At 61.9% G+C, this 12,299-nt stretch carries 14 protein-coding genes; 5 read left to right on the top strand and 9 right to left on the bottom strand.

Annotated elements, in window-relative coordinates; all coding sequences use genetic code 11:
* Positions 1-4: 4 nt before the first annotated feature.
* Both R0J92_RS13210 and pheS read right to left on the bottom strand, forming a co-directional pair.
* Positions 5-283, bottom strand: coding sequence for a YrhK family protein (locus R0J92_RS13210; RefSeq protein WP_106164180.1), 279 nt, complete (start codon positions 281-283; stop codon positions 5-7).
* 190 nt (positions 284-473) lie between these two features.
* Positions 474-1,547 (bottom strand): phenylalanine--tRNA ligase subunit alpha, encoded by a 1,074-nt coding sequence (gene pheS / locus R0J92_RS13205; RefSeq protein ID WP_411051999.1) that lies wholly within the window; start codon positions 1,545-1,547, stop codon positions 474-476.
* 246 nt (positions 1,548-1,793) lie between these two features.
* Here pheS and R0J92_RS13200 point away from each other — a divergent pair, with 246 nt between their 5' ends.
* A complete protein-coding gene (locus tag R0J92_RS13200; protein WP_411051998.1) occupies positions 1,794-2,768 on the top strand; it encodes an adenylate/guanylate cyclase domain-containing protein in 975 nt (324 codons plus the stop codon).
* Between the two features lie 119 nt (positions 2,769-2,887).
* Here R0J92_RS13200 and rplT read toward each other — a convergent pair whose 3' ends face one another.
* From rplT to R0J92_RS13175, 5 genes are all read right to left on the bottom strand, one after another.
* The gene (rplT, locus tag R0J92_RS13195) at positions 2,888-3,253 is read right to left on the bottom strand and encodes a 50S ribosomal protein L20 (RefSeq protein ID WP_024088794.1); all 366 of its coding nucleotides are present in this window, start codon (positions 3,251-3,253) and stop codon (positions 2,888-2,890) included.
* A 15-nt stretch (positions 3,254-3,268) separates the two neighbouring features.
* Positions 3,269-3,469, bottom strand: coding sequence for a 50S ribosomal protein L35 (gene rpmI / locus R0J92_RS13190; protein WP_106164177.1), 201 nt, complete (start codon positions 3,467-3,469; stop codon positions 3,269-3,271).
* Positions 3,470-3,585: 116 nt separating this feature from the next.
* Positions 3,586-3,807, bottom strand: coding sequence for a hypothetical protein (locus R0J92_RS13185; RefSeq protein ID WP_411051997.1), 222 nt, complete (start codon positions 3,805-3,807; stop codon positions 3,586-3,588).
* 37 nt (positions 3,808-3,844) lie between these two features.
* Positions 3,845-5,290, bottom strand: a complete 1,446-nt coding sequence (gene pyk / locus R0J92_RS13180) for a pyruvate kinase (RefSeq protein ID WP_411051996.1) — start codon at positions 5,288-5,290, stop codon at positions 3,845-3,847.
* A 342-nt stretch (positions 5,291-5,632) separates the two neighbouring features.
* Positions 5,633-6,595, bottom strand: coding sequence for an acetyl-CoA carboxylase carboxyltransferase subunit alpha (locus R0J92_RS13175; protein WP_106164174.1), 963 nt, complete (start codon positions 6,593-6,595; stop codon positions 5,633-5,635).
* Between the two features lie 222 nt (positions 6,596-6,817).
* Between R0J92_RS13175 and R0J92_RS13170 the strand changes: the two genes are divergently transcribed.
* Positions 6,818-7,651: a GyrI-like domain-containing protein gene (locus R0J92_RS13170; RefSeq protein ID WP_411051995.1), complete on the top strand. Its 834-nt coding sequence runs from the start codon at positions 6,818-6,820 to the stop codon at positions 7,649-7,651.
* 103 nt (positions 7,652-7,754) lie between these two features.
* Here R0J92_RS13170 and R0J92_RS13165 read toward each other — a convergent pair whose 3' ends face one another.
* Positions 7,755-8,357 carry a LysE family translocator gene (locus R0J92_RS13165; RefSeq protein WP_317387002.1) on the bottom strand — a complete coding sequence of 201 codons (603 nt, stop codon included), beginning with the start codon at positions 8,355-8,357 and terminating at the stop codon, positions 7,755-7,757.
* 76 nt (positions 8,358-8,433) lie between these two features.
* Here R0J92_RS13165 and R0J92_RS13160 point away from each other — a divergent pair, with 76 nt between their 5' ends.
* Together R0J92_RS13160 and R0J92_RS13155 are read left to right on the top strand one after the other, a co-directional pair.
* Entirely contained in the window at positions 8,434-8,886 is a 453-nt protein-coding gene (locus tag R0J92_RS13160; protein WP_106164172.1) for an Lrp/AsnC family transcriptional regulator, read from the top strand.
* A 581-nt stretch (positions 8,887-9,467) separates the two neighbouring features.
* Positions 9,468-9,836, top strand: coding sequence for a VOC family protein (locus R0J92_RS13155; protein ID WP_411051994.1), 369 nt, complete (start codon positions 9,468-9,470; stop codon positions 9,834-9,836).
* Positions 9,837-9,948: 112 nt separating this feature from the next.
* Here R0J92_RS13155 and R0J92_RS13150 read toward each other — a convergent pair whose 3' ends face one another.
* Complete coding sequence (locus tag R0J92_RS13150) at positions 9,949-10,911, bottom strand: L-malyl-CoA/beta-methylmalyl-CoA lyase (RefSeq protein WP_411051993.1); 963 nt, start codon at positions 10,909-10,911, stop codon at positions 9,949-9,951.
* A gap of 308 nt (positions 10,912-11,219) precedes the next feature.
* Here R0J92_RS13150 and dgcN point away from each other — a divergent pair, with 308 nt between their 5' ends.
* Positions 11,220-12,221 carry an N-acetyltransferase DgcN gene (gene dgcN, locus R0J92_RS13145; RefSeq protein WP_106164169.1) on the top strand — a complete coding sequence of 334 codons (1,002 nt, stop codon included), beginning with the start codon at positions 11,220-11,222 and terminating at the stop codon, positions 12,219-12,221.
* Positions 12,222-12,299: the final 78 nt, after the last annotated feature.

The raw sequence follows: 12,299 nt of genomic DNA, 5'->3' as shown, positions 1-12,299 counted from the left end.
AGGCTTATCGCTCATAGCGCTCCGCGAGTTCCTCATCCTCGCCCATGGCCGCGAGCTTTATCTCCCGGATCAGGCGGATGCTGGGTTTGGCGGCAAAGAGGATCGAGCCGATGAGGAACAGCCAGGTGCCTGCGGTCATCAGTCGCTCGGAGAAAAAGAAGATGGAGCCGATCACAAAGCTGAAGGCGGCACCGAAATCCGCCAGCGTATAGGCGATCTCGAACCGGGCATAGCGGCGGCGTTTGGCAAGGCCGCCATGTTGGTGGTCGCGGTCAAAGAGCATGTGTGTTCTCCGGCTTTTGGGGTCCGGTGCGGAAGCTAGCGACGCAGGAGATGATTGCAAGCGGTCTGACATTGGGCCACGGCAACAATAGCCCCTCGCGAATGCGCCAAGTCACCCGATCAGCCCAAATAGAAAACCCGCCTGTAAGAGGCGGGTTGTTCAGAAATGCAATGTAAACCGGATGCAGCCTTTAGCGGCTCAGGCCCCCGTGCAGCGTCGGCACGTCAAGGCAGCTGAAGCCGTAGTGGCGCAGCCAGCGCAGATCGCTGTCGAAGAAGGCACGCAGGTCGGGGATGCCGTATTTCAGCATCGCCAGACGGTCGATACCGATGCCAAAGGCAAAGCCCTGGTACTTTTCGGGGTCGATGCCACCGGCGGCAATCACCTTCGGGTGCACCATGCCGGAGCCGAGGATCTCCATCCAGTCGTCGCCCTCGCCGATCTTCAGCTGGCCATTGTCCCAGCTGCAGCGAATGTCGACTTCGGCCGACGGCTCGGTGAAGGGGAAATGCGAGGCGCGGAAGCGCAGATCGACGCTCTCCACCTCGAAGAAGCTTTTGACGAACTCCTCCAGCACCCACTTGAGGTTGGCCATCGAGATGTTCTCATCCAGCGCAAGCCCCTCAACCTGATGGAACATCGGCGTGTGGGTCTGGTCGTAGTCGGCGCGATAGACGCCGCCCGGACAGATGATGCGCAGCGGCGCGCCCATCTTCTCCATCGAACGGATCTGCACCGGGCTGGTGTGGGTGCGCAGCACATGCGGCGGGCGATCATCGCCCTCGGCGCGGTGCATGTAGAAGGTGTCCATCTCAGCGCGGGCGGGGTGGTGGCCGGGGATGTTCAGCGCGTCGAAGTTGTACCAGTCGGTGTCCACCCGCGGCCCTTCGGCAACGGAAAAGCCCATTTCGGCAAAGATCGCAGTCAGCTCTTCGGAGGCCTGCGATATCGGGTGGATCGAGCCCTGGCCGCGCGGGCGCGTCGGCAGCGTCACATCGAGCCATTCTGAGCGCAGACGCTCATCCAGCGCCGCATCGCCCAAGGCGGCCTTCTTGGCGGCCAGCGCCGAGTTGATCTCGTCTTTCAGCGCGTTCAGCGCCGGGCCCGCCACCTGGCGTTCCTCCGGCGTCATCTTGCCCAGCTCGCGCATCTTCAGGGCCACTTCGCCCTTCTTGCCGACAGCCGCAAGGCGCACGGCCTCCAGCGCGTTTTCATCTGTGGCTTCGGCGATCTGGCCGAGGTATTTTTCTTTAAGATCGTCCATGACGGCCCCTCACGTCTCGCTTTGATGTCCTGCTACCATACGAGGCGTCGAAAGCAAGCACCTGCGCCGCCCGTAGCCTCCACAAGGCCCCTGCCCTGTCCTCCCGGTCACAGGGACGCGCCTGTATCGACCGGTAGATCGCTGTGGCCTGATGTCACCCTGCGTCAACAAGAGCAATTCATGCCTCTTGCAAGCCAGCCCTCAAAGGCCCACTTTAAGGCGACTCCTTATCCTAGGCCCAACCTGATGCGTGACCGGATCACCCGAAAGCTGACGACGATTCTCGCTGCGGACGCAGAACAGTTCAGCACGGCCATGACAGCGGATGAGGTTGGTACCTTTACCGAGCTGCAAGCCGCAAGGGATGTGTTCTTCAAACTGATCGAGCGTCACGGCGGCCGGGTGGCCAATACCGCCGGCGACGGGCTGATCGCGGATTTTCCCTCGGTGGTCGAGGCGGTGCAATGCGCCATCGAGGTGCAGCAGGAACTGGCTGCCAAGGACAGCGCCCTGTCGTTCCGTATCGGCGTCAACCTCGGTGATGTGATCTGCGACGGTGACGACCTGATTGGCGAAGGCGTCAACCTCGCCGCCCGCCTGCAAACCATGGCAGAGCCCGGCGGCGTTTTGATCACGCAGCAGGTCTACGACCACGTCAAAAACAAACTCACCATCGGCTTTGAGTATCTCGGCGACCGCCGTCCGCGCAATCTGACCGAAGACATTCCCGTCTATCGCATCTCGCTCGGCGCGCCACGCCACAGCCGCACCGCGCAGGTCTGGCAGGAACCGGATCCCTTTTCCGGTGCGCCCAAACGTGATTTCGCAGAGCCCGACAGCCCAGACCAAAGCTCAGCGCAGGCCGCCCCCCTGCGCGGCCTCGACAAACTGTGCGGACGACGCCTGCCGCTGGATGGCACAAGCCGTGGCCTGGGCATGGTGGCCGCGGGGCTGTTTGTGCTCGACCTGATCACCGGTCGCGGCATCTGGGCACATTGGCCAATGCTGGCCCTGTTTGCGGTGATTGCCCTGCGCGAGGGGCACAGGATTGTGGGCCGGTCAGAGTTTCTGGGCGCGCCTCTGAAAATGTGGACCATCGCTGCATTTCTGTTCTGTGTGAACCTGTTCAGCTGGCAAGGGGCGCTCTGGTCCCTCTGGCCGATTGGCGGCCTCGCCCTGATCGGCCTGTTCAAGCGCCGTGGCGCCTCCCAACCCGAATAGGCCTGCGGAGACAAGCCACGAACGGCTCACCGCTGCTCCTCCGATCACATCCGCACCGCGCATAGAAAAACCCGCCGGATCGCTCCGGCGGGTCTAAATCAGCTCAGCTCAACCTGAAATCAGGCGGCCAGCGCGTCCTGTGCCTGACGCACGATTGCACCGAATGCTTCGGGCTCGTGCACGGCGAGGTCTGCGAGAACCTTCCGGTCCACTTCGATACCGGCCAGGGTCAGGCCGTTGATGAAGCGGGAGTAGGTCAGTGCCTCGTCGTGGCTGCGCACAGCCGCGTTGATCCGCTGGATCCACAGTGCGCGGAAATTGCGCTTGCGGTTCTTACGGTCGCGGGTTGCGTATTGATTTGCCTTGTCGACGGCCTGACGGGCGACCTTGAAGGTATTCTTGCGGCGGCCATAATAACCTTTGGCTGCCTTGATAACCTTCTTGTGACGGGCGTGAGTGACGGTACCACCTTTAACGCGGGACATATCTCAGAACTCCTCTTAGCGGTCGTAGGGCATGTAGCCCTTGACGGTCTTTGCGTCCGGTGCGGACAGAGTGGAGGTTCCACGCGCGTCGCGAATGAACTTGTTGCTGCGCTTGATCATGCCGTGCTGCTTGCCGGCCTGCGCGGCCAGGACCTTGCCGGTCGCGGTCACTTTGAAGCGCTTCTTGGCGCTCGACTTTGTCTTCATCTTGGGCATTTCCGTCTCCTTTTAAGTAGGTTCGCTACACACGCGACTCGGCATGCCACTTTGGCCGGTCGCGCGAACAGGGGTGCCTGTTACGGCAGCTCGCCCGAAAGGGCAAGCAGATTCGGTTAGAGAAGTTGGCCGATGACCCGGAAAAACACATCCGGCACATCCGTAAGCCTATATCCATCGGGGTGGGTCAATGCCGCCCAGGCGATACACCCGCCCCCCGAAAGCAACAACGCCACAGCCATCACAGGGCTGCGGCGATGCGCATATGCGGAAAAGACCGCGGGCACTCCAAGCCAGGCAAGAACCAGCCCAATCACCAGAAATGCATCCGCATCCATATCTACCAGCACCCTTCACTACACGAAGGGTAGCCTATTATTCCGGGTCGGTGTTGTAAATCAGGCGTTCATCACAGGGCGCGATCCGCAGGATGTTGGTGGTGCCCGGCACGTTGAAAGGCACACCGGCGGTCACAACCACCTGATCGGTCTCACCCGCGAACCCGCCCGACCGCGCCGCCCGCGCGGCGGACACCACAGCCCCCTTGAACCGGTCGACCTTGGCGGTGATGACGCAGTTGCACCCCCAGCTGAGGCAAAGACGGCGGGCAGTGTTGGCCAGCGGCGTCAGCGCAAGAATCGGCACATAGGGCCGCTCCCGCGCAGTCAGCAGTGCAGTGGTCCCGGACTGGGTGAAACAGCAGATCGCCTTGATCTCGGTTTTTTCCGCGATCTCGCGAGCTGCGGCCACGATGCCATCCGCGATGGTGTCGCCCTTCGATGTGCGAGAGGCAGCAATGATCTCGCGATAGGTCGGATCCTGCTCCACCTCGGTGGCCACCTTGTCCATCGTCTGCACCGCCTCGATCGGATACTGACCGGCCGCGGATTCCGCACTCAGCATGATGGCATCGGTGCCTTCGTAGATCGCGGTGGCCACGTCAGAGACCTCGGCGCGGGTCGGCATCGGGCTCTCGATCATACTTTCCAGCATCTGTGTTGCCACGATCACCGGCTTTGCGGCGGCACGGCTCTTGCGCACCAGGCGCTTCTGGATCGGCGGCACATGCGACACCGGCAGTTCGACACCCAGATCGCCACGAGCAACCATGATCCCGTCAGACGCGTCCAGAATCTCGGCAAAATTGTCGACCGCAGCCGGTTTTTCGATCTTCGACAGAATCGCCGCGCGGCCATCTGCCAGGGTGCGGGCCTCGAAGACATCCTTTGCGCGTTGCACGAAGGACAGCGCCAGCCAGTCGACGCCCAGCGCACAGACGAATTCCAGATCCGCCCGATCCTTCTCCGACAAGGCAGCCAGCGGCAGGATCACATCCGGTACGTTCACGCCCTTGCGGTTGGAGATCGTGCCACCCGTGGTGACCACGCAGTTGGCGAAATCCTCACCGCAGTCTTCGACCTTGAGGCGAATTTTGCCGTCGTTCACCAGCAGCGAAGCCCCGGCTTCCAGCGCCTGGAAAATCTCCGGATGCGGCAGGCACACGCGGTTGATATCCCCCTCGGCCGGATCCAGGTCGAGACGGAATTTCGCCCCTTCTTCCAGTTCTTCCGAGCCGCTGGCAAACACGCCAACGCGCAGTTTCGGCCCCTGCAGGTCAGCCAGAATCGCGATGGTCGAGTCCAGATCGGCCTCCACCTGGCGGATAATCTTGTGCTTGGAGGCGATTTCTTCGTGGCTGCCGTGAGACATATTGAGGCGGAAAACATCCGCGCCCGCTTCATGCAGCGCACGAATGGTCTCGTAGGTCTCGGACGCAGGGCCGAGTGTGGCCACGATCTTGACGTTGCGCGTGCGTTTCATGGGATCTCTATCCTCCGGCTATCCGTGTTCAAAACGGCGGTGTCTCATATCAGTTCGCGCGGCAGGGCCACTGGCGGACAGACCAGCGCAGCGGCTCATGTTATCGCAAACATATTTATTGGTCTTATGGCTCAGATCACGCTGTGCCGCAACTGTTCTCCAGCTTCGCCACCAAATGATGACAGGGCGGTTAAGGACCTGTGACAGGCACACCTTATTTCACCCTGCATCGCTCCGGCAACAGGGCTTCGGGCCAGATCGGCGCCCCATGCCACCCCATGACAGCAAAAAAGCCCCCACCATTCGGCGAGGGCTTCGGGATCTTTTTCCGGAGGTCGCTGCCTAGGCCGCCAGCCCCTTGGATCCGATATCGAGGAATTTCTGGCGGCGATCCGAGATCAGCGCCTTGGCATCCATGTCTTTCATCTCCGCCAGCATCTCGGTGATGGCTGCCCCGACGGCGCGGTAGCTGGCCTCGGGATCGCGGTGCGCGCCGCCCAGCGGCTCCGGGATCACGCGGTCCACCACTTCGAGCGTCTTCAGGTGCTGCGCAGTGAGGCGCAGCGCTTCCGCGGCCTCGCGCATTTTCTCCGCATCCTTCCACAGGATCGAGGCACAGCCCTCCGGCGAGATCACGGAATAGACCGAATGCTCCAGCATCGCGACGCGGTTGGCAGTGGCAAAGGCCACGGCGCCACCAGAGCCACCCTCACCGATGATCACCGAAATCACCGGCACGCCAATCTTGAGGCTCATCTGCGTCGAGCGTGCAATCGCCTCGGACTGGCCGCGCTCTTCCGCGCCCTTGCCCGGATAGGCCCCGGTGGTATCCACCAAAGTGATCACCGGCAGGCCAAACCGGCCAGCCATCTCCATCAGCCGCACCGCCTTGCGATAGCCTTCGGGGCGCGCCATGCCAAAGTTATGGGTGATGCGCGATTTGGTGTCAGAGCCCTTCTCGTGCCCAATCACCACAACCGGCTGGTCGTTAAAGCGCGCAAGCCCGCCCATGACCGCAAGGTCATCGGCAAAATTCCGGTCGCCGGCCAGCGGCGTGTACTCGGTAAAGAGCTTTTCCACATAATCCTTGCAGTGCGGGCGCTCCGGGTGACGTGCCACCTGGCATTTGCGCCATGCGGTCAGATCCGAGTAGAGATCCGTCAGCAGCTGCGCGGCTTTCTTGTCCAGCGCGGCGGCTTCGTCGTCCACATCCATTTCTTCGTTGGTGCGCGCCATCGCACGCAGCTCTTCCGCCTTGCCTTCGATTTCGGCCAGGGGTTTTTCGAATTCAAGATACTGGGTCATACTGTCTCTACTGTCACGGTTTATCCGTTATATGGACTTACCCTGCGTCCGATGCAACTCTCCGTGTCACATCCAGCACTTTGCGCGACGGAGGAGGCAGACCACCGCCGCCCGTCTGGCTGCTGAAATGCGTGCCGCTACGGCCGCAGGGGCAAACTCAGCAAGATTTGTCACGCGGCTCTCTGGCATCACGGTGATGGCACCACAGAGAAGGACAGGCGCATGGCCACAGACTACGAGGATCGCATCCGGCGGGTGCTGGACTACATCCACAACAATCCGGCGGGCGACCTCAGCCTTGATCAGCTGGCCGATGTGGCGGCCATGTCTCGGTTTCACTGGCACCGGGTGTTTCGCGCCCTCACCGGCGAGACCTGCGGCCAATCTGTGCGCCGCATCCGGCTGCACCGCGCCGCCGTGGCGCTGGTGACGTCGCAGACTTCAATCGAGGACATCGCCGCCACCGTGGGCTATCCCAACCGCTATTCCTTCTCGCGGGCCTTCACCGCAGCCTACGGCCAGGCGCCGGGGGCCTTTCGCACGGCCGGGCGGCACCTGCCCCCTGCCGCGCTTCGCGATCCAAAGGAGCTTTTTATGTATGATGTTACCCTGCGCAGCGAACCTGCGCGCCACCTCGTCACGATCCCCCATCGCGGGCCCTACCCCGAAATTGGCCGGGCGTTCGAACAGTTCTCGGCCCTGGCCACCGCCCGCAATCTCTGGCCCGATCTTGGCCCCGTCATCGGCGTCTATCTCGACATGCCCGGCGCGGTGCCGGATGCCGAACTGCGCAGCTACGCCGGGGCTGAGTATCGCGCCGACACCACCCCCGAGGGGCTGAAGCCGCTTGACTTACCCGGTGGCAAGTCGGCCATCCTCACCTTCAAGGGGCCATATGTCGGGCTTTCTGCGGCCTATGACTGCCTGTTTGGCGGCTGGCTTCCGCAATCCGGCGAAACCCCGGCGGATGAACCCTGCTACGAGATTTATCTAAACGATCCGCGCAGCACCGCCCCCGAAGACCTCCTCACCGAAATCGTGCTGCCGCTGAAATAGAGCACCAGCCTTTTTCGGCCCCGCCGAAAAAGGGCGCGCAAAGGCCCCTCGATGGGGGTTTCGCGCGCCACAACCCGATGTGCGTTTCTGGGTCCGCAGGGGATCAGTGCGGCCAGATCACCGGATAGAGCGAGCCCACCAGCAGGACGGCCATGGTCCAGTTGAAGGCCATCAACCGTCGCGGGCTGGTCAGAAACCGCGCCATTTGCTGGCCCAGCACCGTCCAGGACCCCACCGAAGGCAAGTTGATCGCTCCAAAGATCACGCCAACAAGCAGGATCGCCCAGAGCGTATGATCCGGCGTGTAGGCGCTGATCGCCGTCAGGGCCATCGCCCAGGCCTTTGGGTTGACCCACTGGAAGGCCGCCGCCTGCAGGAAGGTCATCGGGGTGCCCACATCACCGTCCGTCCCGGTCTTGGCCGCCCCTGCGTTGGCGATCTTCCACGCCAGATAGAGCAGATAGATAACGGAGCCGACCTTCAGCACCGTGTAGCTCACCGGATAGGCGTCAAAGACCTGCACCAGCCCTGCCCCCACCAACAGCACCATGAACACGAACCCCAGCGCCACGCCCAGCATATGCGGGATGGTGCGGCGAAAGCCGAAATTGGCACCGGACGCCATCAGCATCAGGTTGTTCGGCCCCGGTGTGATCGAGGAGACAAAGGCGAAGAGCGCAAGTGCGGCAACAAGGTCATAGGTCATCATGCGCAATACTTTGCCGCGAGACCGTGCAAATGAAATTGCAAACTTGCACCGTTATCGCGTATTTACACAACAAATGGCGAAATCAGACCGAATAAACCAGCATATATTGCGTGAACTCACCAGCGACGGACGCCTCTCGAACCTGGAGCTGGCGGAGCGTGTGGGCCTGTCGCCCTCCGCCTGCCTGCGCCGCGTGCAGGAGCTGGAACGCGATGGGGTCATCACGGGCTACCGCGCAGTGCTGGACCCGCAGGCCATGGGCGTGGGGTTTGTCACCTATATTGGTGTGGGCCTGGGCGAGCACACCAAGGAGGCACAGGAGGCCTTTGAACGCGCAATGCGCAATGCGCCGGAGGTGGTCGAATGCCACAATATCACCGGCACCATCGAGTATCTGCTGCGCGTCGAATGCGCCGACCTCAAGAGCTACAAACAGTTCCACACCGAAATCCTCGGCACCTCGCCCTTTGTGACCGCGATCACGACCTACGTTGTGATGGGATCGCCCAAGGACCAGCGCGCCTGATCCGGTCGCAGCGAGCACCATGGGTGTTGCATACCCTGCGCACGCCGTCTCAGCGAAATCTTCTTGATCTCTCGCTAGGATCTCAGGTGATCGCGATCATCGTCCGGGCCTAACATCCCGGTCACATAGGAACCGGCTCTCCCTCATGGGAGGCGTGCAGAGACAACGTTTAGCGCGCGGGTGAATACACCCGCCCATCTCCGATCTGGCGGCGCCGCCCCTTATCGTCCTGACATATCAGATCCCCAGCCGATCCGAGGATCTTACACACAGCAACACTGACACGGCGCTCCTTCACTGGGACCGCCGGTTGTTCTGCTGCCGACAAGGCCGGTCTGGAGGGCTTGCGCCGCGCTGCGCGCGACGCCGCAGAGCCGGGGCCGCGCGCAGCGCGGCCCCGGCTTGGCCCAACGCTTTTGGGTCAGGTTTACCCTGATCCGCAAAGGGGCTGGAGCGCTCCCCTCCCACCCATCTCGAAACCTCACAGTCGCGCATTGTCTGGGCTGCAATGAACGCTTGAACTCAACCCCACTTGAGGCCGCAAGATCCCCGCAACGCCCTCATGCAGGAGAACGATCGACATGGACTTCACACAAGCGGGTATCATTCTGTTCACCCCCCACTATGAGGCCTGCATCGTTTTCTACGGTGAAGTCTTGGGGCTGACATTGCTCCACAGCATAGACCGCCCGGGAGAGACCCTGAGCACCTTTGACCTGGGGGGAACCTACCTGATGATCGAACCGGAAGAGGCCGTAGGTCCGCGTGAGAGCGGGCTGCCGCTCAAACTACGCTTTAACGTGGCTGACGTGGTCGCACGCTGTGAAGAGCTGAGGCGGCGTGGTGTGAAGGTCACGCTGCACCACCACAGCTGGGGCACCACTGCAGAGTTCCAAGACCCGGCAGGCACACGTTGCGCGCTGCGGTCAGATGCGGGGTTCGGACTGTGAGATGTGGACAATCACGTCCGGTGCGGGAAGAGCGCGCGAGGAAGAAAGGCTCTGCCTCGCGCGCCGGGACGTTGTCCGCTCGACGTGGGAGCGACAGCGCAGTCGCCGCGCTTCAGCCGCTTTTGGCGATAAGTTCGGACTGCGCCACGATGACCTCGGCCTGTTTGATCGAGGCGATGTCGACCAAACGACCCTTGTAGACGGTTGCGCCCGCGCCGCTGGCTTTGGCCTCTTCCATGGCGGCGAGAATGTCGCGCGCCTCGGCGACGGCCTCATCGGAGGGGGTGAAAACCTGATTGGCCAGGGCGATCTGTTTGGGGTGGATCGCCCATTTGCCGACCATGCCCAGCGTCGCGGAGCGTTTGGCCTGCGCGATATAGCCCTCGTCATCGGAGAAATCGCCAAAGGGGCCATCCACCGGCAGCACACCATGGGTGCGACAGGCGGCGACAATGGCGGCTTGCGCCCAGTGCCACGGATCGGACCAATGTTTGGTGCCTTCGCGGAGCATATAATAGTTTTCCTGCGTGCCACCGATGCCAGTGGTCTGCATCCCCATGGAGGCGGCAAAATCCGCAGCGCCAAGGCTCATGGCCTGCAGGCGCGGGCTGCTGGCGGCGATGGCCTCGACATGGGCGATACCTGCCGCAGATTCGATAATGACCTCAAAGCTGATCGGCTTTTGACGGCCCTTGGCACGCTCGATCGCCGTCACCAGCGCGTCCACCGCATAGACATCCTCGGCGCAACCCACCTTGGGGATCATGATCTGATCAAGCCGCGCGCCCGCCTGCTCCATCAGCTCCACGACGTCGCGGTACCAATAGGGCGTATCGAGCCCGTTGATGCGCACGCTCAGGGTCTTAGTGCCCCAGTTGATCGTATTGATCGCCTCGATCACATTGGCGCGGGCCTGATCCTTGTCTGAAGGGGCCACGGAATCTTCAAGATCGAGGTTGATCACATCCGCCGCAGAGGCGGCCATTTTGGCAAAGAGTTTCGTGTTGGAGCCGGGGCCGAACAGCTGGCAGCGGTTGGGGCGGGCCGGGGGCGTGGGCTGAAGGCGAAAGCTCATCTCTGGTCTCTCCGGGTTCATAAATTCCAAAATCGGTTCACGTTTTGGTATTTCGTTACTCACGTAATGGCAAGTCTTATTTGCAGCTGCAGCATCTCAATGATGCCGCGCTTGCATAGTCTTTCTTCGCGATCCGCGTCATCTCACGCGTATTCTGGCGCAAGCTGGGAATATCTTCGAAGAATTCAGCTATTGCTCGAAGAATTCTCCTCGAAGGCCTGCTGCACTGGCAAATTAGACAGGAAGTTGCAGCGCGATTGCCGCAAGCTACCTTGAACTCTGACGAATTCCAAAAAAGGACGCTGGATATGATCGAGACCCCTTATCTCCTGTTCCTCGGCGATGCGCCCGACATGCTGGCCGCCAAAGTTGCCATCGGCATCCGCGACTGGCGCCCTGACCATGCGGTTGGCCAGATCAGCCTGCCCGGCTGTGGTGCGAACCTCGGCCTCACCGAGATGACCCTTGAAGAAGCCAAAGCCGCTGGTGCCAAAACGCTGGTGATCGGTGTCGCCAACCGGGGCGGCAAGATCAGTCAGGAATGGAAAAAAGTGCTGGTGCAGGCGCTGGAAGAGGGCTTTGACCTTGCCTCCGGGCTGCACAACCTCTTGCGCGACGAGCCGGATTTGGCCGCCGTGGCCGAAGCGACGGGGCGCACCCTGCATGATGTGCGGGTGCCTTCAGTGCAGTATCCGATCGCCGATGGCGTCAAGCGTCGCGGCAAGCGGTGCCTCGCGGTGGGCACCGATTGTTCCGTGGGCAAGATGTACACCGCACTGGCGATGGACGCAGAGATGCAGGCGCGCGGTATCAAATCCACCTTCCGCGCCACCGGACAGACCGGCATTCTGATCACCGGTGACGGTGTGCCTTTGGATGCGGTGATCGCTGACTTCATGGCGGGCTCCATCGAGTATCTGACACCCGACAATGATGACGACCACTGGGATCTCATCGAGGGTCAGGGATCGTTGTTCCACGTGTCCTATTCCGGTGTGACCATGGCGCTGGTGCATGGCGGCCAGCCGGATGCGCTGATCCTGTGTCATGAGCCCACCCGCACCCATATGCGCGGTCTGCCCGATTATGATGTGCCCTCGCTGGAGGAACTGCGCGATGTGGCCCTGCCGCTGGCGCAACGGGCCAACAAGGACTGCAAGATTGTCGGCATTTCCGTGAACACCCAGCATCTGGGTGAGGAGGAAGCGGTGGCCTATCTGAAGGAAGTTGAGGGCCGCATGGGCCTGCCTGCGGTGGATCCCTATCGCCACGGTGCCGGTCGTCTGGTGGACGCGCTGGCTGCGGTCTGATTGAACATCTTTGCCGGGGGCGTCTGCGGATCTCGCAGGAGCCTCCGGCGGAGGTATTTTTGAAAAGATGAAGAAGGG

Source organism: Tritonibacter sp. SIMBA_163 (assembly GCF_046535935.1).
Taxonomy (GTDB): domain Bacteria; phylum Pseudomonadota; class Alphaproteobacteria; order Rhodobacterales; family Rhodobacteraceae; genus Epibacterium; species Epibacterium scottomollicae.
Note: the sequence above shows the minus strand (reverse complement) of the source record. Positions and strands in the feature narration are given on the sequence as shown.